This is a genomic window from Paraburkholderia sp. (genome assembly GCF_036488795.1).
Lineage (GTDB): Bacteria > Pseudomonadota > Gammaproteobacteria > Burkholderiales > Burkholderiaceae > Paraburkholderia.
In genome coordinates, this window is the sequence record NZ_DASXHA010000047.1 from 16770 (window position 1) to 42014 (window position 25245).

Sequence of the window (25245 nt, forward strand, 5' to 3'; positions counted from 1 at the left end):
GCAGTCTGACCTACTGCTTCGAGCGCGTCTTGTCGGCCTCCAGCCGGCGGGTGATGAGATGGATCAGGTAAGTCGCAAACTCGGGGTCCTGATAGTACAGGCGCATGGCGTCGGTGGCAGAAACGGACAACAATTCACAGTCGCTTTTGCAATAAGCGGTGCACGTGCGGCGATGATCGGGCGAAAACAGCCCGATTTCGCCGAGTATCGTGCCCGGCCCCACTTCGACTCCGATCTCCTGGAGGCTGATGGTCCCGCGCACCAGGTAGTAGAGCGCATCGCTTGGCGCGTCCTTGCGAAATAGCACTTCGCCCGCTCTGCAACGGCTGGGCAACATATGAGCGAGCAGCCGCTTGATGGTGAGCTGGCCGTCCAGCGCCTGATGCAACTGCGCATCACCGACCTTTTCCAGCCGCGCCGCCGCGATGCTCGCCTGGCCCCGGCTCCCGACTTTCAGCGCCTTATACACCGTGTACAGGTGCACTTTCACGGTCCCTTCCGCAATGTTGAGCTGCCGCGCGATCGACTTGTTCGACTCGCCGCGGGCCGCGAGCGCCAGCACCTCGATCTGGCGCGGCGTGAGCACACAGGTATTGGCGCCCGGCGTCGCACTGGCGGGCGGCTGAGTGGGCGCAGCGGGCGGCGCCGTGGCATTCGGTGCGAACCCGAGCAAGGCCGGCGGCAGATACGTCACCCCGCCCAGCACGAGCCGCAGCGCGCCCAATAACGAACCGGCGGATTCTGCCTTGTCGAGACAACCGGTCACGCCGACGGCGATGAAGGTGTCGACCGTCGGCTGATCGATCCGGGTCAGCAGCACGAGGGTCGGCAAGCGCGGCACGAGGCGACGCAAAGCGGCGGCCGTATCCAGCGCTTCGCTTTCGCGATCGCCGTCCAGTACCAGCAGATCGGCGCTCGCTCCGCTTTCGAAAGCGCTTGCCCGGTAATCCGCGCAGGCCACCTCGACGCGAACGTCCAGATCGCCGAGAAGGCGCGCGACACCGTCGCGGAACAAGCCGGCCGGTGCGACGAAGATGATCAACATGAGCGTCCGGGATTCCTTAGCGGTCGACCACGCCCCATGTTTCAGCACGACCGTGCGGCACACGTATTCGTATGAACCAAGGCGCGACGCGTAGTGATAGCAATGAGCCTGTTGCTACTCGTTATAGATCACACTTAAGGCGCTCGCATCAGTTGCGCCGCCAGACGGGCCTGTGCCGTGGGCCTATTGCAACAAACCACTTCGCTGTTTCGCGCCGACAAAACAGCGCACGGCGCGTACGCGTAGAATTCAGCAACTGGCGAATTGCCGGTCGCGATCGACCTGACTCACCCGTTTTCAATGCCCCGGTGCGTGCCGGGGCGTCCTGTTGCGGCGAACGAACCCGTGGGCACATCCGCCTCGGAGACCAGGACCGCACGCTCTACGTGACATGACCGACCTCTTTACGACCCAGCCCCGCGCGCCGCTTGCCGAAAAATTGCGCCCCGACTCGCTCGACGACGTCGTCGGCCAGTCCCATCTGCTTGGCCGAGGCATGCCGCTTCGGCTTGCGCTCGATTCCAGAAAGTTGCACTCGTTCATCCTTTGGGGACCGCCCGGGGTCGGCAAGACGACCATTGCGCGGCTTGCGGCGAAGGCGTTCGACTATGAATTCATCGCCGAGTCGGCCGTCGCTGCCGGCGTCAAGGAGCTGAGGGAGGCCGCCACGCGCGCCCAACAGGTGCTCGACCAGCATGGTCGTTCAACTGTCCTGTTCCTCGACGAGATCCATCGCCTCAACAAGGGCCAGCAGGATGCATTGCTGCCGCACGTGGAGGTCGGCCGGCTAACCCTGATTGGTGCAACGACGGAAAATCCGAGTTTCGAGGTCAATAGCGCGCTGTTGTCGCGCGCCCAGGTGTACGTGCTCAAGCCCCTGTCCGACGAGGAACTGCGGCAACTGTTTGAGCGCGCCAGACCTCTGCTGGACGACCTCGCATTCGAGGATGACGCGCTTGATGCACTCATCGGGTTTGCCGACGGCGATGGTCGAAAGTTTCTGAATCTCGTTGAGCAGCTCGCCAGTGCCGCGGCCGCGGCCGGGGTCACGCGAGTTGACAGCGGCTTCGTCGGCACCGCGTCGGCAGCGACCATGCGGCGCTTCGACAAAGGCGGCGAAGCGTTCTACGACCAGATCTCGGCCCTCATCAAGTCGGCGCGCGGCTCGGACCCGGATGCGGCGCTGTACTGGATGGCTCGCATGATCGACGGAGGCGTCGACGTTCGCTATCTGGCGCGCCGCATCATCATCCTGGCAAGCGAGGAAGTCGGCAACGCGGATCCGCGAGCATTGCAGCTTGCCCTGAACGCCGCTGAAGCCTATGAACGGCTCGGCTCACCCGAAGGCGAACTGGCACTGGCACAGGCGCTCGTGTATGTCGCGGTCGCGCCTAAATCGAATGCCGTCAGCATGGCATGGCATCAGGCGCTGTCATTCGTGCGCAGCGACCGCACGCGTGCGGTGCCGCTGCATCTGCGCAATGCGCCCACGCAGCTCATGAAAGATCTCGGCTACAAGAAGGACTATCGCTACGCGCACGACGAACCAGATGCATTCGCCGCGGGGGAGAACTACTTTCCGGAAGATGTCCCCGAGCAGCGTTTTTACCAGCCGGTGCCGCGCGGGCTCGAAAGCAGGATTGGCGACAAGCTCGAACACCTGCGCAATCTCAATGAGCAGGCGCGCAATGCGGACAAGGCTTAGCGATTCGCATGACGCGCCTCGTCGGCCGGTCGCGGCGGATGTCGACGACGAACGCCAGAGCCTGGCCGCGCAATAAAAGGCACGCGCGGCTACACGAAGGGTATACAGTGGCAAGAGCACGCAGCACGCGCGCCCAATTCCTCGCACCATTCGAAACGGCGTTGCCCTTGCGTGCCAGACAGCGACGCGTCAGTGACGCGTTTATCGATTCGAATGCCAGTCAATGGCGTTACGCAGCGCTAAACGTGAAAGGTTGATCGTGGCAATTCAATTTCCCAACCCCTGTCGTAGTTACGACGCTTCCAGGCACTGCGTGTGTTTCTGGGGGTACGACAATTCGCGCGAAATCACCTTTCAGGTGGACGACGCGATGCTCAGAACGCTGCAACCTGATGCCGGTTCGGACGAGACTTCCATCCTGAGCGCGTTCGACCAGTCCCGCGAGAAGCTCCTCGAAATGGCAAGAAGCCGCTATGTGAGCGGCCCCCAGAATCGCTATTCGATTTCGTGAGCAAATTCGTGAGCGATTGCGCGCCTTGAAGGCCGGCTCGCGAACAGCTCGTGGTGGCGTTCGCCTCGCGCGGACCCTAGCCGCGATACGGCAACGACAGAACGGGCGTATCACAACCTGACCCATTACAAGCGGCTGGATAAAGGCGGCCACTTCGCGGCGTGGGAACAACCGTTACTGTTTGACGAGAATGTTCGCCCAGGCCTAAGGTGGCAGCGCCCATAGCGGAGCGGCGCAAATGCTATTGCCTTCTGCACCGCAGTCCACCCGGGTCGTCCCGATGTAATAATTCAGCTGCGCTACGCAGCGTGGCTATCAATCAATCGGGACGTTCAACCATGACACATCGTGGTCGATCTAAAGGGGAATGGCATGGCATATGGCGAACATCGATACCAGGTCTCAGTGCTGTGGACCGGTAACCGTGGCACGGGCACCTCAGGCTACCGCGAATATGGACGAGACCATACGATTCGTGCGGGCAGCAAACCCGACATTCCGGGCTCGTCGGATGCGGCATTCCTCGGCGACGCAGCACGCTGGAATCCCGAAGATCTGCTCGTCGCCTCTGCGTCGGCGTGTCACAAGCTTTGGTACCTGCACCTGTGCTCCGACGCCGGCATCGCAGTGATGGAATACCTCGACCATGCGGAGGGGACGATGGCCGACAGCCCTCACGGCGGCAAGATCACGCAAATCGTGCTGCGACCGCAAGTGAGGATTCGCGCAGGCGACGACCGTGAGCTGGCGCAGCGTCTGCATCATGCAGCACATGAGCAGTGCTACATCGCCAACTCGGTCAACTTTCCGATTGTCTGCGAGGCCGTCATCGAATTCGCTTCAAACTGACGCAGCGCGGCCCGCAAGCGGTACTTATGCGCGCTTGCGGACTGCCATCTGCATCGACTCGCCTGCGCTAAAGCGGTCCAGCCGGTCGCTGGCTTCGGTGATCGCACCGAGCGGCGCGCGTTGCAGTTGCTGGTCGTAGATCGTTACGATCGTCGCAAAGGCTTCGTGCCCTGCTTCGTCCAGCATCCATTCGCCCGAGGTCCGGCCGCGCTCGAAGCACGCAGCAATCTGTGTGTCAGCGATTCGAAGGGTTTCCGCCGCCACATGCCCGTATCCCGCTTCAGCGATGAAGGCCACGAGGAGCATGGCCTGCGTGAGGGTCTGCGCCGCGCCGATATGGCCTTTCGCCCGGCCCAAGGCATCGAGCGCAAGATGTACCTGAAGCACGAGTTCGTCCGCAGTCGCGCGCGGCAGCGGCAAGAGCATCGCCTTCGCGGCACGTGCGCGGGCAGCCTGGGTATTACGAGCAAACGGTATTGTCTTGGCCATATCAGCAAGTGGATGAGTAGCACTTGCGATAACGGCGCGACAACGAAAAGGTTAAGTCCTTTCTACCGTTTCGCGTGATAAATGCTTTAAATGACTGGCTGGTCCACCGTGCGCCCGTTCCGGCGAGGCGCCCGGCGCAGCGCATCACGCCTGGGCGGCCCGCCGGTAGCCGTTCATGGCCGGCCGTTCCGCGGCGGGTGGGAAGACGTTCCATGAACCGTCGCCGTGGCGGAAGAAGAAAATCGCCAGCACGCCGTCGGGCCGCAATGTTTCGATGCAGACAAAGCGCTGGCGAGACAACGCATTGCGGCAAAAGCACTTGACGCGCGCCGGCATCGCCGGGGTGGGGGCAAGCCACTTGTCGACCGCCCAGTGCAGGGATTTCTCTGTCGTGATCATGTCGTTCTCCTCGATCCAGTTGCAACGCATGCGTCGATCAGGCAGCGCGTGCGGCGAAATGTCCGCCTTTCAATTCCGCTTCGACAAATGCCTTGAACAGGCAGACAAGTGCGTGAAGCGCCATGCGGGGATGCGTCAGGCACGTTTCAACCTGTTCGCTGCGGCTTTCGCCAAACAGACACCATGTGCAGAGGTGTTCACAGTTGTTGGTCAGCAGCCGATAGTTGTCTTCTCCGAGCCTGGAGCAGGCGCGCCGTACGACCTCGTCGCTTGCATAGCGCGGGCACGGATGCGGGCGCACCGCAATCGCATGGCCGGCGCCGAAGCGCGCGAGGCTGACTTCCTCAACCGGGCCGCGGTGTGCCGATCCGCAAAAGCCTGCGTAGTGAACAACCTTGCCATTGCCGACATAGACGCCGTGATGCGCATAGCCGCGGCGCTGCGTGACGAGATGAGCACCAGGCGCCGGTTCGGCTTCGAGCGGAAGGTCTGCTGCTAGGCCGGTGCCGAGGTGCATCGCCTGGCGTTGCCCGACTGTCGCTGGTTGCTGCATGCTGTTCATGGCTCGCCCCGGTTTCCTGGTTGCTGCAAGCGGCGCTTGCATCGATGGCCAACACTGTTGCCCCTCTTTTGCATCAATCGGGCCAGCAGGCGGAAAGCCTTGTTTTAGCGGCATCCCAGCGCATCTGGCGGGTCGCGGACGCAGACGAGTGTTCGCATCGCCGCAACAGCTCGCGGCTCAAAGTGTTGGTTCGGGACCATCCATCCGGATGCGCGGCGAGCGGTGCGAGGCTCGCTTCGAAGTGTTGGGTTTGACGTGGGCCAATGGACCCATCTGTTGGCGATCAACCGACGTTTGACAGGTATGGACGCGCAGATCGCATTCGCGTTGACCCGGCGAATCGCCACGCAATCAACGCGTTACACGCAGCGCCCCGCAGCGCCGCCAGATTGGCATGGCGCTTGCACTACATGGCACACGCTTCCTTTTGACGCAGCGCCGCTGCTTGACGGCGGTTTCGGAGATCCAACATGAGTTCCATTACCGTGCGCGACCTTGCACATAGCGTCGCACTAGATCGCAAGGCAATGACGGCCATCCGCGGCGGCGACGGCGCCGCCTGGGTGTTCGGCTGGATTCAGCCTTATGTGCCGAGCTCGTCGGGGTTCGGTCCCGTCGTCAACCTGTACCAGACGAACAACACCTTCTATGCTGGACAGATGATCAATCAGTTCCAGGCGGTGGACGTCAACAACACCGGCGCCAATTCGAACATCAACGTAACCCCTAACGCGGTTAGCAAAAACCGGGCGGGATAGATGCCGTGACCTCTGCCAGCCAGTTTCGATGGGAGTCGTCGACGCGCTCCGATACAGGCCGGGTGCGCGAAATCAATGAAGACGCCTGCCTCGCACAACCCGAACGCGGCTGCTGGGCCGTCGCCGACGGCATGGGCGGCCATGCAGTAGGCGATCTGGCGAGCCGTGTGGTGATCGACGAGTTGAGCCGGTTGCCGCCCTCGCATGGCATCGGGCGCCTGCTCGCCGACGCGCGCACGAGCCTGTTGAGCGCGAACCGTCAGCTCAGGGAAGAGGCCGCGCGCCGCCAGGTGCAGCGCATCGGCAGCACGGTCGTCGTGCTGCTCGCGCGGGATTGCTATTGCGGCTATCTGTGGGCCGGCGACAGCCGCCTCTATCTGTACCGCCACGGCCAGCTGAACCTGCTGACGCGCGATCATAGCCAGATCGAGGCGCTCAAGGCGGCGGGCCATCTGACGGATGAAGAGGCGTTGCACCACCCCGCCCAGCACATGATCACCCGTGCGGTCGGCGCAACCGATCTGCTCGATCTCGACGAAAACACCCTCGCCGTCGCCGACGGCGACATGTTCCTGTTGTGCAGCGACGGTTTGAGCAATCAGGTCGGCGACGAGGAGATGGCGTCCGCGCTAGCCACGGTCGATTGCCGCCGGGCCTGCGAGGTGCTGGTCGATCTTGCGCTGGCGCGCGGTGGCCGCGACAACATCACTGCGGTCGTGGCGCATGCCGAGGACGCGGAAGCGTCCGACAAGACCCTGCTCAACCCGACCGCCTGAACACGGACCGCCCGGCCGCGCGTCAACCGCTGCCGGACTCCTTCTCCTCGCGCGGCGCGCCGGCGTGGCGGAAGTCTTTCGAGTGCAGCCCATGCTTCTTCAGCAGCATCTGCAGGTGCGAGCGGTTCATGTCGACGCGCCGCGCCAGTTCGGCGACCGTCCCGCCCACTTCGTGCAGGCCGCGTTCGAGAAAGGCCTTCTCCGCTTCGTCGCTTGCCGCGCGTTTGGCGTCGGCAAGCGAGGTCAGATCCGTCACGTTGCCTTCGCTACCCGCGCTCAACCCCGCCGACGCGCTCGCCGTCGCCGGCCGCGTGTCGACCGGCAGATGCTCGATATCCGCCGTGTCCGCCGCGAGACAGGAAAGGCGATACATCAGGTTGCGCAGTTCGCGGATGTTGCCCGGATACGGATAGCGAAGCAGAAAGTCGCGCAGGCGCGGCGTCATCCTGACGGGCCGGCGCTTGAGCACGCCTGCGGCTTCGTCACCGAAATAGGCGAACAGCAGCGGTATTTCGTCGCGACGCTCGCGCAGCGGCGGCAAGGTCAAATGAATCACGCTGAGCCGATAAAACAGATCCTCGCGAAACTTGCCTTCCTCGCTCTGCTGCCGCAGATTCCGGTTGGTTGCGGCAACGATGCGCGTATCGACCGCAATGGTTTCGTCCGAGCCCACCCGCTGGATCTCATGCGATTCCAGCACGCGCAGCAGCTTCACCTGACCTGCCAATGGCAACTCGCCAATTTCGTCGAGAAAAATGGTACCGGTGTGGGCACTCTCGAACTTGCCTTTGCGGTCGTTCGACGCACCCGTAAAAGCGCCCTTCTTATGGCCGAACAGTTCGGACTCCAGCAGGTTTTCCGGAATCGCTCCGCAATTGACGGAGATATAGGGTTTGTCGGCGCGGCTGCCGTTTGCGTGAATCACCTTCGCCATCAATTCCTTGCCGGTGCCGCTTTCTCCGTCGATCAGCACCGGCAGGTCGGTCGGCGCCGCCTTCTCGGCAATCTCCAGCGCCTCGAGCAGTTTCGGGTTGTCGCCGAACGTGCCTTCGAAAATAAAGCTGCGCTCGAGCAAGGCCTGGCGCCGCTGCCCACGCGACAGCTCGACGCGCGCGGGTTCCGCGACCGCCTGCACGAAGCGCTCCTTGTGCGACAGCTGCATGACTTCGTCGCGCAACGCGCTTGCCTGCCTGAGCACCTTTTCGATGTCCGCACGCTCGAGTCGCGACGACCAGCGCAGCATCGAGCGCAGGATTTCGATCTTCTCGATCAATCCGGCATACGAGACTGCGGGGCTGCTCTCTTCGCTCTGATCGAGTATTTTCATGCCGAACTCAACTGTTTCTGAACCAGCTGGTAGTACATGCCTTTCCTCTCCAGCAATTCCTCGTGGCGTCCCTGCTCGACCAGCGCCCCCTCGTACAACACCAGGATCTTGTCGGCGCGCATGATCGTGCTGAGCCGGTGCGCAATGATGATCGCGGTGCGTCCTTTGAGGATGGCGTGCATGTTGCCGAGAATGTTGCTCTCCGACTGCGTATCGAGCGCAGAGGTTGCTTCGTCGAATACCAGCAGGCGCGGGTCGTGATAAAGCGCCCGCGCGATGCACAGCCGCTGGATCTGACCGCCGGACAAGCCGACACCGCGCTCGCCGACGATCTGTTCGTAGCCCAGCGGCATCTTGCTGATGAAGCCATGCGCGTCGGCCGCCTTGGCCACGTCTTCGATGCGCCGCCGGTCCGGCGCGTCGTCGCCGCTCGCGATATTCTCGGCAATGGTGCCCGAAAACAGCAGATTGCTCTGCATCACATAACCGATCTGCGCGCGATAAAACGACTTGTCGATCACGTTCAGGTCGTAGCCGTCGACCACCATGGTGCCCTCGGTCGGCGCATAGAAGCCGACCAGCAGCTTGGCAAGCGTGGTCTTGCCCGATCCGCTGCGCCCGACGATCGCAATCAGCTCTCCGGGCTTGATATCGAAGCTGATATTTTCGAGCACGTACGACGTGTCGCTGCCGCCATAGCCGAAATAGACGCCATTCAGGCTGATTTCGCCTTTCAGGTCCGGCAGCGTCACGCGCGAGGCGAGCTCCCCGGGTTTCTGTTCGGGTTCGATGTCGAGCACGTCGCCAAGCCGCTCCATTGCCACCCCGGCGTCGTTGAGCATGCTCCAGAGGCCGACCAGACCCATCAACGGACTCAGCACGCTACCCATGAACGCGTTGAACGCAATCAGCTGGCCGACGGTCAATTCGCGCGCCAGCACGAGATTGGCGCCCACCCATAGAATCGCGATCGTGGTTGCCGCATTGAGCAACTGACAGCCGAACCCGACCAGGATGTTGAAGGCCTGCGCACGGTACTGCACTTCGAGCGCCCTGGCGTATTTCTTCTCCCATTTCAGGCGCACCGGACGCTCGATGCCCATTCCCTTGATCGTCTCGACACCGGCGAGCGCCTCCATCAAATACGCTTTCGAATCCGTCGACGCGGAAAACACTTCGCGCGCATAGGCCTTGATTTTCGGTGTGGCGAGCGCGGTGAGCGCAAGGATCGGAATCACGAAGGCGATCAGCACCAGTGTCATCTTCACGTTGTAGACGAACATGATCGTGAAGTAGATGAACACCATCAACAGGTTCAGCGCCGTGGTCACCGTCGATTCGGTCAGGAACGCGCGAATCGTCTGGTTTTCCTGAAAGCGCGCGAAGATGTCACCGGTCTTGCGTTTCGCAAAGAACGAGAACGGCAAGGACATCGTGTGCCTGAAAAACTGCGACATCATCGCGAAGTCCATGTTGCGCACCCTGAAGTTCGCCAGATACGCCCTGACCGTCGACATCAGGTGGGTGAAGAGATTGGCGATGATGAGCCCGGCGATCAGAAGATGCAGCAGGCTCACGTTTTGATGCACGATCACGCCGTCGAGAATGTTCTGGATGATGAGCGGCGGAATCACCCCCAGCACCTGAATCACGAAGGTCGCCAGAAACAGGTGCGCGAGAATCTTCTTGTAGGGCGTGAGATAGCCCACGAAGCGGACCCACGGCGAGCGCGACGCGACCTGTTGCACGAGGTCCGGGTTGGCGGTGAACAGCAGGCAGGTGCCGCTCCAGCCGCGCTCGAATTCTTCCACCGTCATTTTGCGGAAGCCGAGTGCCGGATCGGCCACCCAGACCCATTCCTTCGAGATGCCGTACACCACGACGTAGTGATAGCCCTCCCAGTGCACGATGAACGGCAAATCGAAGCCGCGCAGCGATTCGTAGATGCACTGCACGCCGCGCGCGGTGAAGCCGAGCGATTCGCCTGCCCGCGCGAGGCTGTCGAGCGTAGCGCCCTCGGTGGTGACGTTGGCCAGCTCGCGCAACTTGCCGAGCGTCATGCCGATGCCGTAGTGCTTGCAGATCATCGCGAGGCACGCCGCGCCGCAATCCATTTCCTCGGCCTGTTCGACCAGCGCAAAACGGCGGATGATCTTCTCGCCGAATTCGGGTTTCGAATGAAGGTCGAGTATGACCGGCCGCCTGCGTCTTTGTTCGAGCCGCTTCTGACGCTCCAGCTCGCGTTCGGTATAGCGGATCCGCTCATCGAGCACTTCGCGCAGCTTAGGATTGCGCTCGAGGATAAAGTGGACCGTCTTCTCGGGAATGACCAGCAAGCGCGTATCGGTTGTCGCGATGACCGAGGCGATCTGCTCCTGGCGTTGCAAACAGGCTTTCTCGCCGAAAATCTCGCCTCGTTGCAAGGTTGCCAGTTGATAGTCGTTGCCGTCCTCGTGCCGCACGATCCGCACTTCGCCCTGCCGCACCACATAGAGCCGGCGATCCTCGCGGCTGTCCTGCCTGAGTATTTCCTTGCCCTCGCCGACCCGTTTTACGCCGACACTGCGTACGTATTCCTCCAGCTCCGCCTTGTTGAGCTTGCCGCGCAAATCGAACAGTTGCGCGACGAAGCCGCCGGCCGAACTGATGGCGACATAGCTGGTAACGAAAGCGAGCGCGGCCGGGTTGCCGGCAATGACTGGCTCGATCGCGCTACGCGGGATGAACAGCAACTCCGTCTTCGCCGACGCCCGCACTGAGGACTCGTGCAGATAAGCGCGCAGCATGGCGATATCCGCGAAAATCTCGCGGTCCTTGCGCACCCCGAGGCTCACCTCCTTGCCGTGCTCCTCGGTAAAGATCCGCACCGATCCCGACTTGACCACGAACAGCCCGTCCGCGGGTTCGCCCGCCTTGCACACCGTCTCGCCAAACGAATAGAAGCGTGACTGCGCGTGTTCCGTCAAACGTTCGAGTTCGTCCCGCGTGAATGGCGCGAGAATCTCGACCGACGACAAAAATTCGGCAGCGGACGGCGATGTCTGTGGCGCATCCATGTGCTAACGCGCCTCGATGACGTGATCCTGCGCGCGCGCCATCAGCCATTGCTCGCGCAGCACCCGCCTGATTTCGGAGGACACGTCGTCGTCGAGCACCGCGGGATACTTGCCGGTGACCGCGAAGATCTCGAAGCACGAGTGATCGGGCGACGCGAATGGTCCGAGCATATCGCCAACCGCAGCGTTGAAGATCTTCGCTTCGATATCGGGCTTGAGCGAACCGCGCAGCACTTTGCCGATCACGCCGCCCGCCTCGCGGGTATCCGCAATCGAATGCTCGCGCGCCATTTCGGCGAAGCTGTCCGGATCGTCTTGCAGCACCGAAATCATTTCCTTCGCCTTGCCCTCGTCGTCCAGCACGATATGGCTGACTTCGATCGCATCGAAGCGCGGCGAATTCAGCGCGAAGTATTCTTCAATTGCAGCCGGAGCGCCGACCGTTTCGAGCATCTTCTCCTGGTACAGGCTGTCGGTAATGAAGTGCTCGAATTCGTCGAGACTCACGCCGAGCGCATCGAGGTAGTGATTCATGTCGGTGGCGCGATGCAGGCCCCGGACCCGGCGGAACTGATCCGCGCGCTCCTGAATGTCCTCCTCCGACACGCGGATGCCTTGCTTGATCGCAGCGTGAACCGTGAGCTTGTCGCGCACCAGTTGCTCGATCAGACCGTCGAACTGTCCCGTTAGCTTCAGTAGACGTATGAACTCGGCGACTTCCACGACTTCATCATCGATTCGTACTATCGCGGTCATCTCATCCGCTCCTTAAGTAAGTGTTTGTCCGCACGCGCGACTACCGGCTCGCGCATTACCCGGCCAGTTCCCTGAATGGGTCCAGTCCGAGATCGATCAGGCGCCGCTTGCGCACCACGATCTCCGCGCTCGCGGTCATGCCGTAGCGCAACGGATAGCGGGTCTCCGCCACCTGGTAATAATTCTGTTTCAGTGCGACGCGCCCCTCGTAGACCGGCTGCTTGTCCTGTGCAGACGGTTTGGTAGCGGGTGAAATGTATTCGAGCGTGCCGTCGATGAGCCCATACCGTTGATAGGGAAACGCGTTGAACTTCAGCTTGACCGGCAGACCCTCGCGCAAAAATGCGCGATCGCGCTCGGCAATCTCAATCTTCAGGATGGGCCGGGCGTCCTTCGGTGCGATCGCTCCGAGCGGCGTGTTGGCCTGAATCTTGTCGCCGGTTTGCGTGGAAGTCACATCTGTGACGACGCCGGAAACCGGCGCAAGGATCAGCAGAAAATTGTCCTTGTCGATGTTCTCGAAGCGAATCCGCGCAGCTGCATCGGCGACGAGGCGCGCGGTCTGCAATTGCAGCCTCAACTTGTCCTCGGTCGTGCTGATGTCGCGGATCGCCGAGTCGTATTGAATCTGCAGATTGGTCGCTTGCTGGCCGCTTGTTTCGAGTTGCGCGTTTGCTTGTGCATACTCGTGACTGAGCTGGAAATCCAGCTCTGCCAGCTTCGATTGCGCGACCCGGTAGGCATTTTCCGCCTCCAGATAAGCGCTCTTCTTCGCTTCGACCTGTAGCTGCGCCACTCCGCCGCCGCCCGGCTCCGCAAAGAGGCGCGCATATTTGTCCTGCTCCGCGCGGGCGTCGTCGCGCGCACGACGTGCGTTATCCAGCACGCTGCGCGCTTCTTCGAGCTGCGCCTTCTGTCCTTCCGCGAGCTTCGTGGTCCCCTCTGAAATGCGGTTCTCGTGCTGGCGCGCCTCGACCTCCATCTGCTCCTTCAGCGCGTCGGCCCGGCGCTGCATCAACAGCTTCTTGTCCGGGAATTCCTTCCATTCGCGCTCGGCATCTTCGAGTTTCAGCTGCGACTGAAGCGCGTTACTCGCCGCCTCGATTGCGCCCCTTGCGTTGAGCCGCGCGAGCACATCGCCCTTCGACACCGGCTGCCCTTCCGCGACGTAGAGATCGGCCAGTTCGCCGTCGATCGGCGCATAAAAACGCCGCACCTCCGATTCCGGTGCGAGCGCACCCTGCGCGCTCACGATCACATCGGCGCGGCCGACGAACGACCACAGAAGTCCCGCGACCACCAGCGCAACCATGGTCAGCACCAGCACACGCGCCAACCTGACGGGTTCGGCCGTCAGAATCGCAATGCCCTCGGCGCTGTGATCTTCGAGCGCCTCGGACAAGGGTCTAAGGTGATTGTCTCGCTTCACCTTGTGCGCCTCCGATCAATGCGAGTTTCGCCTGCAACAAACCCGGCTCCAGCACCATACGCAACTCTTGCAGCGAACGCCGCTGTAATTGCACTTCCGCGTCGATGTCGTCGCGCAGATGATCCCAGTCGGCCGGATGGTTGGCCTTCAACTGGGCGAAGATTCGCATACCCTGTTGCGCGTTCGACTGCGCCTCGGACAGGCGCCGTGCCTGGCTGCGGAATTGCTCCGATATACCCGATTCGAGCCGCTGGGTGCCGCCGATCGCACCGTTGCTGCGGTATTCACGCCAGAGTGCCTGCGCATGGGTCAGCCAATCCTGCGCGCGCGCCAGTGCCTTGTCGCGCATCGCTGCCACGTCGCCCTGGATGGCGTGCACGAACCATGCGTCTTCGACGGGGTCCAGTCCGCCATAGAAGCTCAACAGTTGCGCGTCGTAGTCCTTGCTGCCGCGCGCTTTCTGCAGCGCGCCGAACTGGTCGAATACAGCCTTCTTGTGCTCCTGTTCCGTTACCAGCGCGTCGGACCACGGCGAGGCCGGCATCGACTGCAAGCCGGCAAGCGCCTGCTGCCCATCGCCGCGTTGCCACGCCGCCGCGACCGCATCGTACTGCCGGACAAGCTCTGTGGAGGGCAAGCCGTTGGCCGCTAAACGTCCGTATTGGGCCTGGAAAGGCGGAGTGGAAAACTGCAGTCCCTTCATCAGCGTGAGCAACGCACCGAGTCGTCTCGCGCGCATTTCATTCAGCACGGCGGTGTACTTCTGCAAATCGCCGCGAAGCCGATCGAGACCCGCGAGCCGCGGATATTTTTCAGCGGTGTCGTTGAACACAGCCTGCAACGCATCGGGATTACCCCGGCTCAGTTGCGTATCGATCGTCGCATTCAGACGGCCGATTGCCGGCAAATAGACCGACACGTCGCTCTGCAGCTTGCGCAAATCGCTCATGGCGCGCGCATACGGTTCCGCAAATGCCGGCACGTATGACGAAATCCGGTCGAGCAAGCGTTGATGGCCCTGCGGGTCGTCGTTCCAGCGAGCGAGCAGCCCGCTCATCTGGTCCTCGTCGGCGTAGAGGCGGATCGGTGCATCCGCGCCGCCCCGGCTGCCAAGGAAACGTTCGAGCTCACCCACCCACGCCAGTTCACCGACGAGTACCGCAGCGTCGGCATTGGACTTGCTCAGGCTCTGCATCTGCGCGATCAGTGCGGCGGCCCGATCGAAGTCGTGCTGCTGCAAGGCAGCCAACCATCCGGGGACCCTCGCCTTCAACAACACTTCGCTCGCGAGGGCCTCCATTTCGGTGTCGGCCGGATGCCGTTCGAGGTACTGATTCGCCATACCGATCGCACGTTCATATTGGCCGGTGGCGAGCAGCGTTTTCAGCTCGCGCTGCGACGCGCCCCGCATATAGAGTGCCGAGCCGGCCATCAACAACACTGCGAGTACCGCAAGTCCCCAGCACAGCTTGCGCCGCATGGCGGGCCCCTCGGCACCGGCAAAAGCGCCCAGCAATTCGGCTGCGAATATGCGCCACCGGGCTTGCCCATGCCGACGACTGGCCTCGTCTTTCGCGTCTTTCGCGTCGTCCGCGCTGGACGGCAAGGCTTCGTTGACTTCGTCCTCGCGCTTGAGCGCCTGGTCGACGCAGAAAATATCGAGGAACGAATTCGCGGCGCCGACAAACGTCGTCTTGTCTGGATCGGCCAGATCGGGAGGAGCATTGGCGGAAAATAACTGGGTCACTGTGGGCTCGACTTCGAGTGCTTTGCGCAGTTGCACCTTGTAGACGAAATGGTCTCCGCCGAATGCAAGCCGGTCGCCGTCGTGCAGCGCGACTGCGGACTCCGCGAGCCGCTTGCCATCGACGAAGGTGCCATTCGTACTGCCGAGGTCTTCGACCCACAACTCGTCGCCCTTCAGGAATACATGCGCGTGACGCCGCGAAATGTAGTTGACCTGATGCGGGTAAAGCTCCTTGTAGCGCGCAAAGAGCTCGTCGGCCTTGCTGATCAGGAACGGGAAGCTGTGCACCTCGATCTGCTGAAGTCCCAGGTCGTCGCGCTCGGGCAGCAAGATCAGGCCGACCACCAGCGCCGCCCGGTCCGCCGTTGTGGAGCGCGAGCGAGGCTGCAAACCCACGCGGTAAGTCAGTTCGCCGCCGAAGCACAGTTCGTCGCCAGCACGCATACGGCTCGGCGTATGGCGCACGCTTGCACCGTTTAGCGTCGTACCGTTCTTGCTATCCAGGTCGGCGACATACACCGCGTCGTGTTCGACGAATATCCGGGCATGCCGGCGCGACAGCCGCGTGAGCCGCTCGCCAGGATAACTCTCGAAAGGCGCTTCGCTGCGCCCGATCGCAAACAGGCTGTCGCTAATGCGGATCACACCGAGTTCAGGATGCGAAACCGGCGAGAGCACGATATCGAACTCCCGCTCCTGGGTTGCCTGTCTCTCTGCGATCGGAGCTTCACCGGGGGTCATTGATCTGCATCACGAAATATTTGTCTGCTGACGCTCAAGCGTCAGAGGAATGCGGGGGGACGGTGCAGCGGATACCGCCTGGCACAGCGAGCCGCCTGAACCGCGGAGACACAAGAATTGTAAGTCACACATCGCGGTAGTCAATTGCACACGTTTTTATCAGAGGGGACCGTCACGTTTTCCGCAGGGCATTTCACATCAGTGCTCCGTTACTTCCGCCTGCACGTCAACCGCAGTCCAGCCGCCGCCGAGCGCCTTATAAAGCCGCACAGTATCGGACAGAATCAGCTGATGATTGGCCAGCAGCGTGAGTTGTGCTTCGAGCAAGGTTCGCTCGGTCTCGAACACTTCGAGCTGCGACACCACCCCTTCCCTGAGCTGTGCCTCGATCTGAGCCGCCACGATGCGCAGACGCTCGACTTCCTGCTGCAACTCGACTCGCTGCTGTTTGTGCGAATTGAGATTGACGAGTGCGTTTTCCACTTCTTCGAACGCGCCCATCACGGTGCGCCGGTACTCCTGCTCGGCCACCTCGCTCTGCGCCTTGGTTGTCCGCACATGCGCGCGGACGCCGGGATCGAAAAGCGGGAAGTCGATGCTCGGCATGAGCCCGAACGTGAACGATTTCAACAGCGTGTTGAGCGCAAAACTGGCGGTGCCGCCATGGCCCGTGAGACTGACGGTCGGCAACTGTGCGAGTTTCGCCTGACCCACGAGGTCGTAGGCTTCCAGCACCCGAAATTCCGCCGCGACGATATCGGGGCGCCGCGCCAGTAGTTGCGAGGGCAGGCCGGCCGGTACCGGTGGCAATTGCACGCGCTCCTGCAGATGTCCGGGCGGCAGTTGAAACTCGCCCGCCGGCACACCGACCAGCGTAGAGAGCGCGTTGTTGGCAAGATCGCGCGAGCGGTGCAGTTCCAGCAGTTCGTTCGTCAGGCGATTGATCTCCGCTTGCTGGCGCAACACCTGCGTTTGCGGTATCAGGCCGCTGCGGCTTTGGCCTTCGTAGATGGCGAGAATCTGTTTGTTGGTCACCAGCGTCTTTTCCTGCTGGCTGATCTGATCGTCGAATTGAAGGATCTGAAAATAGGTGCTCGATACGTTGGACACCAGTTCCAGGTATCCGGCGCGCCAGTCTGCCTCGGTGGCGTGGAACTCGGCCTTTTGCGCCTGCACGCCCTTCTCCACCTTGCCCCAGATATCGATGTCCCAATTGACCTGGGCACCCAGGTTGTACTGCTGCGAAAACCCGACGCCGGTGGTCTTCTGGAAGTTGGCGCCGGCGCCAGCGTCGGCGGTGGGCAATGCGGCCGCCTTCGCTTCGTCGATCTGCGTGCCCGCCACCTGGATTCGTGCGGCCAGCACCTTGATGTCGAAATTTCCGGCAATTGCGGTCGTGATCAGGCGGTCCAGATACGGATCCTGAAAGCCCTTCCACCAGTCGGGTTCGATCGTCGCGGCAGCCGACACCGCCGGACCTTGACGCGACCACGAATCCTTGGCGGGCGTGTCAGGGCGCTGGTAGGCGGGCATGCTGACGTCGACGCATCCGCACACCAGCAGCGCGCAGAGTGTCGCCGTTGCGAATGCGCGCGTCACGGCAGCAAGACGGCAGGTGCGCGCGCTTGCGTCCGTCAGGCGCCAGGTCGACGTTAAAGCGTACGAATGGCGTTGACGGGACAGACTCCACAAGGTCGACACGATTTTCTCCGATGAAAGCCGGCTGCAGCGCACCCGGGCAAAACGCCATTCAGGCGAAGCACCGCCTGCGCCGCGCCAGGACGGAGCCTGGCGGCAGGCATGCGGCGCGAAGTCGGGGTAGTGATGCGGCGGGCTGTAAGGACAGGACGATTCGCTGCGAACTGTTTTTGAGCGCGGCCCGCAGGCGGATCACGCCCATGCGGACCTCCCGCGCCGTCTAGAACATATTGATGTTGTTGGCCGCGCTTTGATGCGGCGCGATGTTCGTATGGATGTCGTTGGCGAACGCCACGTTGTTGCCGTTGACGCTGGAGATGCCCAGGTACTGGTTGATCAGTTGTGTCGCGTTGACGGGCTTGCTGTTGTCGAACAAGAACATGTTCGACCCAGGGAAGTACGGCAGCTCCCCGCCACGCACGGCGCTCATGGCGCGCCTGTCGAGTTCTTCGGTGACGACCAGGTCTTTGATGGTCAGGGTGTTCATGGCGGTTCTCCAAAGGGAAGCGGAATAGCCTGGCGGCTGATCGAGCATCTTGTCTGCTCGAACCTCACTAATGCATAGGCCATGCCATATGGAGCGCGCGAATCGAAGACGGTGCGTAACGCCTTGATACAGCGCCGATACCTCGGGTGCGCTATAGCGTTTGCCTGGGCTCGCAGGTGCCGCGGCAGAATTCGCTGATGGGTCGCCGCCAACAGTCTGCGCGCGATCTGTTTGCCCGGCACCGACATGGCAGCGCGCACGGCCTCACCATCGTTATGTCACTTCGCAATGACCGTGATCTTCTTCGAGTAAACCGGTGGATCGTGTGGCACGTGCATGTCGTCACCCATCAGCAACTGTAGCGTATGTTTTCCCGGTGGCAACTCGAGCGTCGTCTCGGTTTCGCCTGCGCCGAAATGCAGATGCTGGCGGTCGTTTGGAATGCCCTGATCCATCGGCGGCAGGTCGGTGTCGATCAGCAGATGATGGTGGCCAGTATTGGGAAACTTGACGCCCTTCGGCGCCACGCCCATGTTGCGAAGTCCGAACCATACGCGAAACGGCTTGCCGGCAGGGACCACCTGGCCATCATTCGGATAGCCAATATACGCCAGCGCATTGGGCGGCGACGGCGTACGCTGCGCAAAAGCGGAACCTGAAGCAAGTAGAACTGCAAGCGCCGCGCTCACGATGATCTTGTTCATGGCTACTGCTCTCCGTGCTGTTGGATCGGTGCGGCGACGCGCGCCAGCAGGCAGTGCGCGCCGCAACAGCGGTCTCATTTCACGTAAATGGTGATCTTCTTCGAATAGACCGGCGGCACGTGAGGCACGTGGTTATAGTCCCCTAGCAGAAGCTGCAGCGTGTGCTTGCCCGGTGGCAACTCGATGCGCGCATCCGTCTCGCCGGCGCCGAAATGCAGGTGATTGCGGTCAGAGGGTATTCCCTGATCCAGCGGTGGAAGATCGGTATCGATCAGCAGATGGTGATGCCCGGTGTTTGGAATGTTGAAGCCCTTCGGACACACACCCATGTTGCGCAGTCCCATGCGTACCCACAGCTTGCCGCCATGAATCACCGCGCCGTCGGGCGGCCAGATGATGTACTCCTCCGCGTTGGGTGGAGACGGTGTCTGCGCTGCGAATGTCGGCGCCGCCGCGAGCAGCGTCGCGGTCACGGCGCCCAGTACGATCGCTCTTAGCATTTCGCGAAGCCTCCCGAGCAATGGTCCGCGGCGCTGCTGCTGCACAACAGACATTGATGCGCATCTGCTGCCGGCATCGGCGCACGAACTCAAGCAATTGATGTAAAGCCTTGGCCCGTCATTCGTCTTTTAGCTTAGGACGTAACTTGTCAAAAAGATACGCCTGGCTCGTTAACGTTGTGACGCGTGCGCAGCGTGCTATCGTTGTTTACACAATTGCAGTCCCGATGCAGTGAGTGCGCGCGCACGAGAGTTCATCTGATAGCGCACCGCAACGTCGACGCCGGGACATAAGCCGGCGCAACAGCCTCTCGATTCCGAACACTCAGGTTTGAATATGTGGCGAAAATTCCTGCTCATGTGCATCGCCGGGGCGATCGTTGCGCTGCGGATCGACGCCCACGCGGCAGTTCAAGAGCCGCTCGCTGTTCCCATCCCGTCAGCACCACTCGCGAACCACATGCAGGAGCGGCGCGTCGCGCTCGTCATTGGTAATAGCCTCGACGGCCGAAGCACCAGGGGCAACCCACTCAACGACGCGCAAGGCATGAGCGCCGCTTTAACCGCGATGGGCTTCGATGTCATCGTACGGACCGACGCAAACCCGTTGCAAATGCGCCAGGCAATCGCCGATTTTCGCCAACGGCTGCGTGACGGCGGCATCGGCCTGTTCTATTTTGCGGGCCACGGCTTGCGGTTGGGCGAGCGGACCCTCCTCGTACCTGCAGCAGTGGACACGCGCGCTCCCGCGCCAAGCGTCGCCAGCGGCATCGATCTTGCCACCGTGCTGGACGCCATGCCCGCAGCGCGCCCGCACGGGCTGAATCTGATGATTCTCGACACCTGTCTGAGCAATCCAGGCGAGGTCGCCGATACCGCGAGATTCGCGCTGCCCGCTCAGACCTTCATTGCGTACGCAACGAGGCCGGGGGAATTTGCAGCGGACAGTGTCGGTCATGGGATTTTCACGCGGGCGCTGCTGGATACGCTCGCGAGCGCGCATGAGCGTGACATCAGCGCGATCTTCCGGCGCGTCGCCCACATGGTCAGCCGCGACACGCGCGGTGAACAACAGCCGTGGGTCGAATCGTCGCTCGCAGGCGGGTTCAGCTTCGCCGCGCTTTCGTCCGCCGATGTCGCGCGTCTCGCGTTGAGCGGCCCCGACAGCAACGAGATACTGTCGATGCACAGCCGCGGCATCATGCCAAAGGACAGCAACGAACAATACGAGCTGACGTTCTGGGATTCGATCAAGGACAGTAACTATGCGAGCGACTATGAGGCCTATCTGAAGGCGTATCCGAATGGCCGCTTCGCGACGCTCGCGCGCGCCCGCATCGAACGCTTGCAGGCCGCTGCGCCCAAAGGCGAGGCGAGCGCCGCGCCCACGCATGCAGCGCCGGCCAGATCGACGCCTGCGCAGCGACCGCCGGCAGCCGCATCCGCTGCACCGTCCCGGCCTGCCCCTACGCCTGCTCCCACCCCTGCCGCCGCACCCGCGCCCGTCGCTTCAGCCCCTGCTGCAGCGGAAAAAACCGTCGCGCACACCTCCACAGCGGCCGAGAATAAGGACTGTGCAGGCTGCCCGGTGATGATCACAATACCCGCCGGCTCGTTCACCATGGGCAGCAGTACCGACGATCCGTCGGAACGTCCACCGCATCGCGTCTCGATCAACACGCCCTTCGCAATCGGAAAATACGAAGTCACCATCGAGCAATGGAATGCCTGTGTGGCCGCCAACGCCTGTCCGCATTTGTCGAGCGAGAACAACTCGGGCAAAAGCGCGCCGGCCCGCGATATCAGTTGGGACGACGCCCAGTCGTACGTCAAATGGCTCAGCAAGCTCACCGGCAAGGCGTACCGTCTGCCTACCGAGGCGGAGTGGGAATATGCGGATCGGGCCGGCACCACCACGCAATACTGGTGGGGTGATCAGATGCGCAAAGGCAACGCCAATTGCAAGGGCTGCGGCGAACCCTGGCATCAGGATGGCCCTGAGAACGTCGGCTCGTTCGCGGCGAATCCCTACGGGCTTTACGACATGAACGGCAGCGTGTGGGAATGGGTGAGCGATTGCTGGCACAGCTCGTACAAAGGCGCGCCGGCCGACGGTCGTGCGTGGGACGAACCGAATTGCGACATGCGCGTGATCCGCGGCGGTTCATGGCGCGAAGGCGCGGACTATATGCTCACCTCGACGCGCTTCAAGTACAGCGGCAGCGTACGGCAGTCGCAGGACGGCATGCGCGTGGCCAAAGACCTGAAATGACGAAGCTCGCGCGTGGCCGTAACCGTGTGGCAGCGACACCGCGGCCCATGATCAGTGCTTGCCGGGTTTCGACGTGATCTGCGCGAGGTCGGCGATGATGTGGTCCTCGCCATATCTGGCTGCCATCTTCACGAGACTCGCGTCGAGCGCGCGCAAATAATCGGCGCGCGGCTCGCTCTCGGGCCGTAAGGTGCCGAACAGGGGTGTCGGCGTAATCAGCAGCACCACAAGCTCGGTTCCGAACGGTCTGGAAATCACCCAGTCGCCCCCGCCGCCGACCCTCGCCGTATAGTGCGGGGGCGCCTGATTGTCCTTCACATGCGGACTGGGCACCATGTGCACCACGCTGCCATCCAGCACGTAATAGTCGATATTGACGTACGAGTCGTAGCCTGGCGTCGTCACGTCGACGACGAGCGGATCACCTTCGGTTAGCTGTCCGCTGGATCCTTCCACACGTAGCCCGGCAGCGTGCCCCGTCTGCCAGTTGCGGGTCCAATACGGTCCGAGCGCCTTGACGATGTCGCACTTGTCGTCCGCAAGCGGCGTGACGTCCAGGCTTAGCGTATTGACGCCCGGCAGCGCGCTGAGACGATCCTTAAGCCGCGCGACATCGTAGCGCTGCGAGACGTAGCCTTGCACGCGCAAACCATGATCTTGCGTCGAGGCAGCCAGCGCGGAACAAGGCACCTGAGAGAGCAACGGCGCGACGGCGGCAAGCGTCAGTGGCGGCTGCGTGACCGGCGCAGCGGATGCGGGTGTAGCGGAGGCTTGTACCGGCACGGTTTCAGTTGTAGACACGGGCGCGGAAGTCGGCGTAGAGACAGGTAGTGCTGCGGAAGAAGCCGCCTGGGATCCCTCAGCAATGACAGGCGCGGACGCCGTATGCGAAACCTCGTCGGGCGGTACTGACGACGCCCGATACCGGTAGACGCCAAAAGCCGCCACGCATGCGGCGGCGAGCACCAACCCCGCTTTGACCAGCATTCCGGAGCTGCCGGTGCGCGCTGCCGTGTCGAACTGATTGACGAAGCGGGTGACCGTCGGCGTTCGGGTATCACGGTCGAATGAAAGCGCTGCGCGTAGCGCGCGCCACTGCCGCGCGCCCAGATCGTCGGGGCGTTTCGGCTTGAAGTCGGCACTGCGCGCTTGCGTTGCCGAGAGCCGGTTGAACGGGTGATGTCCCGTCAATAGCTCATACGTGATGCACCCAAGTGCGTATATATCGTCGCGTGGGTCGGGCTCGCGATGTTCCAGCATCTCCGGGCTCGCGTAAGCCGGCGTCAGCGCGCCGAGGCTACCCGGATCGAACACGGTGGCATCGCTTTCTTCTTCGGGACGCTGGAAAACACGTGCAATGCCGAAGTCGATCACCTTGACTTCGCCTTTGTCGGTCAGGAAAACATTGCCCGGCTTGAAGTCGCAATGCACGAAACCATGTTCGTGCGCATAGGCGAGCGCATTGGACATGCCTTTGACAATCGGCAGCGCCTCGCGATACGGCATGCCTTTAAAGTTCGGACTTCGTAGTAGCTGGCTGAGCGGCTTACCGGACAGATACTCCATGGTCAGGTATACGACCGGACCGTCGCGATCGAAGTCGTACACCGTGACGATGTTTCGGTGCGCGAGAACCTGGGCCTTCTTGGCCTCGCGTTGCAACGCAATCAGCGACTGTGGATTGCCGCGAAACTGCACGTTGAGAACCTTGATCGCGAGGTAAGGCTTGCGATCCGACGCCTCCAGCTTGCGCAGGTCCAGCGCCTTGTACACGGTACCCATGCCGCCTACGCCCAGACATTCCTCGAGTACAAAGCGGTTGTTCAGCGTGTCGCCCGTTCCCTTGACCTGGTCGGCTCCAGGCAACGTCACTCCGGCCGGTCCTGCGGCCAGTGCTGCGGGCGGCACCGGGCGTTGCTCCGCGATTGTCTGCACACGGGTGTCTTCCCCGCCAACCGTGAGGTTCGAAGACGCGACGCGCTGAATCCTGCGGCGCGCTTCCTCATACAGATCAGCGGGCAGCGGCGCCCTGGCGTGTTCCTCTACCAGTATGGCGAGCAACTGGGCCGAGCTGACGCTGTCCGTGGTCAAGGTGGTATCGAGCAACGCGAAGAACTCGTCGTGCGACAGATCGCCGTTCCGGAATTCTCGAATTACGTGCGCAAGGCTAGCCATGTGTGCAAAGCGAGCAGCTCCCGGTGGTCTGATAGAGGACCTTTTCGTAACAAGTTACATGCCCGAATTCGATACTAGACCGCGCCCGGGTGTTGCGCAATTCTCGATTGCCCAGTGACGCTCGTGCATCGGCGGTGTCGTATCGGCACCAACAATCGGGTGCAAACAGTTGGGTACAGACCACCACTTGCAGTGCCCGCTTTGCCTGTTGCACCGAAACAGAAATTGCGTCGCCGCTCAATGCTCCTTGCTGGACAAGCCCTGTTCGTTTTCCCGCTGCCGGCGCCACGAACTGGCACAACCTATGCATAGTGAGCATCGAGCAGATTCGATGCTCAGGACTTCCAGCGCGCGCTGCTCGCGGCGACCGAAAGCGGTTTGCCTATACTGAACAGTAAGCGCGGGATAGCACGAGCCGCTCGCAAAGTCAGCGGCATTCGGTCGGGTTCAAGCTGGCCCTCGCCGATACTTCATTTTCTGGAGCAACCATGGCAACCCTCTCAATCAAGGATTTACCGGACAGCGTCGAACTCGACAGGCAGGCCATGGCCGCGATCATAGGCGGTGCGCGGATCGGCGCTCGCTTTAGCGTTGTCGCGCAGCCCGTGGTAAAGCAGGTGCGCGTGGTCGACTATCCGCCGGGTTTTCCTGGCGCGCGGCAACCGATTGCGGAAGCGCTCGCACGGCGGTGAATCCAGCCTGGCTACTACCAAAAAAATCCGCCAGGGAAGAACAGCCTGGCGGACCTTAAACCCGTCGCGGGGACAAGACCCGACGACGTGCAAGCCCCTTTGTTGGTTGATGCCTTCGCCCCTTCCCGGTCCCGTGGTTCGGTTCTTGAACTAGCGGGTTAGATCCAGGCGTGGAACTCTCTTGAAGAGGGCACCAGTGGGGACCGAACGTCCCCGCAGGTGCCGCTCTGCGTTGCCGCAGCCCTGTTAAGCCTTGGCAAACTGCAGACCGCCGAAATTCTGAATGGTGGGAAGTTCGACCTTCGTGTTCGTGTCGGTCTGCGTGACCGGTGCCACCACGATGGCCGGGCTAGCGAAACCGCCACCGTATCCGGCGTTGAGGTTGGCGACGTTGTAGTTGCTGCCGCCGCGCACAGCACAGAGCGCTTCTGCGGAAAGTTCTTCGGTATGCGAAAGGTCTTTGATGGTCAGTGAGGACATGGTAAAGCTCCGTAAATTAGATGAAATGCTCGCTTTCTTGAAGAGCGCACCGAAGGATTCAAGGTCTCAGCAGGTGCAGCTCTTTCA

22 protein-coding genes and 1 pseudogene are annotated in these 25245 nt (G+C 62.0%); 8 read left to right on the plus strand and 15 right to left on the minus strand.

The window, feature by feature from the left end:
* Window positions 1–10 precede the first annotated feature (10 nt).
* A complete protein-coding gene (locus tag VGH41_RS05655; RefSeq protein ID WP_331596365.1) occupies window positions 11–1045 on the minus strand; it encodes a LuxR C-terminal-related transcriptional regulator in 1035 nt (344 codons plus the stop codon).
* 391 nt (window positions 1046–1436) lie between these two features.
* Here VGH41_RS05655 and VGH41_RS05660 point away from each other — a divergent pair, with 391 nt between their 5' ends.
* The 4 genes and pseudogenes from VGH41_RS05660 (at window position 1437) to VGH41_RS05675 (ending at window position 4110) form a co-directional block, all read left to right on the plus strand.
* Window positions 1437–2750: a replication-associated recombination protein A gene (locus VGH41_RS05660; protein ID WP_331596366.1), complete on the plus strand. Its 1314-nt coding sequence runs from the start codon at window positions 1437–1439 to the stop codon at window positions 2748–2750.
* Window positions 2751–2973: 223 nt separating this feature from the next.
* Window positions 2974–3261, plus strand: a complete 288-nt coding sequence (locus VGH41_RS05665) for a DUF1488 domain-containing protein (RefSeq protein WP_331596367.1) — start codon at window positions 2974–2976, stop codon at window positions 3259–3261.
* 93 nt (window positions 3262–3354) lie between these two features.
* Window positions 3355–3486: pseudogene (locus VGH41_RS05670) on the plus strand (epoxide hydrolase); the annotation flags it as partial.
* 147 nt (window positions 3487–3633) lie between these two features.
* A complete protein-coding gene (locus tag VGH41_RS05675) occupies window positions 3634–4110 on the plus strand; it encodes an OsmC family protein (RefSeq protein ID WP_331596368.1) in 477 nt (158 codons plus the stop codon).
* A 24-nt stretch (window positions 4111–4134) separates the two neighbouring features.
* Here VGH41_RS05675 and VGH41_RS05680 read toward each other — a convergent pair whose 3' ends face one another.
* The 3 genes from VGH41_RS05680 to VGH41_RS05690 form a co-directional block, all read right to left on the minus strand.
* Window positions 4135–4599: a hypothetical protein gene (locus VGH41_RS05680; RefSeq protein WP_331596369.1), complete on the minus strand. Its 465-nt coding sequence runs from the start codon at window positions 4597–4599 to the stop codon at window positions 4135–4137.
* A gap of 144 nt (window positions 4600–4743) precedes the next feature.
* Window positions 4744–4998 carry a hypothetical protein gene (locus VGH41_RS05685; protein WP_331596370.1) on the minus strand — a complete coding sequence of 85 codons (255 nt, stop codon included), beginning with the start codon at window positions 4996–4998 and terminating at the stop codon, window positions 4744–4746.
* A 37-nt stretch (window positions 4999–5035) separates the two neighbouring features.
* Window positions 5036–5515, minus strand: a complete 480-nt coding sequence (locus VGH41_RS05690; RefSeq protein WP_331596408.1) for a lecithin retinol acyltransferase family protein — start codon at window positions 5513–5515, stop codon at window positions 5036–5038.
* A 515-nt stretch (window positions 5516–6030) separates the two neighbouring features.
* On the opposite strand from VGH41_RS05690, the gene VGH41_RS05695 reads away from it, so the two are divergent.
* Window positions 6031–6318 carry a hypothetical protein gene (locus VGH41_RS05695; RefSeq protein ID WP_331596371.1) on the plus strand — a complete coding sequence of 96 codons (288 nt, stop codon included), beginning with the start codon at window positions 6031–6033 and terminating at the stop codon, window positions 6316–6318.
* 5 nt (window positions 6319–6323) lie between these two features.
* Entirely contained in the window at window positions 6324–7094 is a 771-nt protein-coding gene (locus VGH41_RS05700; RefSeq protein ID WP_331596372.1) for a PP2C family protein-serine/threonine phosphatase, read from the plus strand.
* A 22-nt stretch (window positions 7095–7116) separates the two neighbouring features.
* On the opposite strand, the gene VGH41_RS05705 is transcribed toward VGH41_RS05700, so the two are convergent.
* The 9 genes from VGH41_RS05705 to VGH41_RS05745 all read right to left on the minus strand — a co-directional run bounded on the left by VGH41_RS05705 (window position 7117) and on the right by VGH41_RS05745 (window position 19539).
* Window positions 7117–8421 (minus strand): sigma-54 dependent transcriptional regulator, encoded by a 1305-nt coding sequence (locus tag VGH41_RS05705; RefSeq protein WP_331596373.1) that lies wholly within the window; start codon window positions 8419–8421, stop codon window positions 7117–7119.
* On the minus strand, window positions 8418–11477 hold the full coding sequence (locus VGH41_RS05710) for a peptidase domain-containing ABC transporter (protein WP_331596374.1): 3060 nt from the start codon (window positions 11475–11477) through the stop codon (window positions 8418–8420). The genes VGH41_RS05705 and VGH41_RS05710 overlap by 4 nt, the downstream gene beginning before the upstream one ends.
* A 3-nt stretch (window positions 11478–11480) precedes the next feature.
* Window positions 11481–12233 (minus strand): peptidylprolyl isomerase, encoded by a 753-nt coding sequence (locus tag VGH41_RS05715; protein ID WP_331596375.1) that lies wholly within the window; start codon window positions 12231–12233, stop codon window positions 11481–11483.
* Between the two features lie 55 nt (window positions 12234–12288).
* Window positions 12289–13662 (minus strand): HlyD family efflux transporter periplasmic adaptor subunit, encoded by a 1374-nt coding sequence (locus tag VGH41_RS05720; protein WP_331596376.1) that lies wholly within the window; start codon window positions 13660–13662, stop codon window positions 12289–12291.
* Entirely contained in the window at window positions 13640–16150 is a 2511-nt protein-coding gene (locus VGH41_RS05725) for an FHA domain-containing protein (protein WP_331596377.1), read from the minus strand. Before VGH41_RS05725 ends, VGH41_RS05720 begins: the two co-directional genes overlap by 23 nt.
* 198 nt (window positions 16151–16348) lie before the next feature.
* Complete coding sequence (locus VGH41_RS05730) at window positions 16349–17749, minus strand: efflux transporter outer membrane subunit (RefSeq protein WP_331596409.1); 1401 nt, start codon at window positions 17747–17749, stop codon at window positions 16349–16351.
* Between the two features lie 319 nt (window positions 17750–18068).
* Window positions 18069–18335 carry a hypothetical protein gene (locus tag VGH41_RS05735; RefSeq protein WP_331596378.1) on the minus strand — a complete coding sequence of 89 codons (267 nt, stop codon included), beginning with the start codon at window positions 18333–18335 and terminating at the stop codon, window positions 18069–18071.
* Between the two features lie 278 nt (window positions 18336–18613).
* Complete coding sequence (locus tag VGH41_RS05740; RefSeq protein ID WP_331596379.1) at window positions 18614–19039, minus strand: DUF4399 domain-containing protein; 426 nt, start codon at window positions 19037–19039, stop codon at window positions 18614–18616.
* 74 nt (window positions 19040–19113) lie between these two features.
* Window positions 19114–19539: a DUF4399 domain-containing protein gene (locus VGH41_RS05745; protein WP_331596380.1), complete on the minus strand. Its 426-nt coding sequence runs from the start codon at window positions 19537–19539 to the stop codon at window positions 19114–19116.
* A gap of 337 nt (window positions 19540–19876) precedes the next feature.
* Between VGH41_RS05745 and VGH41_RS05750 the strand changes: the two genes are divergently transcribed.
* On the plus strand, window positions 19877–21811 hold the full coding sequence (locus tag VGH41_RS05750; protein ID WP_331596381.1) for an SUMF1/EgtB/PvdO family nonheme iron enzyme: 1935 nt from the start codon (window positions 19877–19879) through the stop codon (window positions 21809–21811).
* A 51-nt stretch (window positions 21812–21862) separates the two neighbouring features.
* On the opposite strand, the gene VGH41_RS05755 is transcribed toward VGH41_RS05750, so the two are convergent.
* Window positions 21863–23986, minus strand: a complete 2124-nt coding sequence (locus VGH41_RS05755) for a serine/threonine protein kinase (protein WP_331596382.1) — start codon at window positions 23984–23986, stop codon at window positions 21863–21865.
* A 488-nt stretch (window positions 23987–24474) separates the two neighbouring features.
* On the opposite strand from VGH41_RS05755, the gene VGH41_RS05760 reads away from it, so the two are divergent.
* Window positions 24475–24678, plus strand: coding sequence for a hypothetical protein (locus VGH41_RS05760; RefSeq protein ID WP_331596383.1), 204 nt, complete (start codon window positions 24475–24477; stop codon window positions 24676–24678).
* Between the two features lie 246 nt (window positions 24679–24924).
* Here VGH41_RS05760 and VGH41_RS05765 read toward each other — a convergent pair whose 3' ends face one another.
* On the minus strand, window positions 24925–25158 hold the full coding sequence (locus tag VGH41_RS05765; RefSeq protein WP_331596384.1) for a hypothetical protein: 234 nt from the start codon (window positions 25156–25158) through the stop codon (window positions 24925–24927).
* Window positions 25159–25245 lie beyond the last annotated feature (87 nt).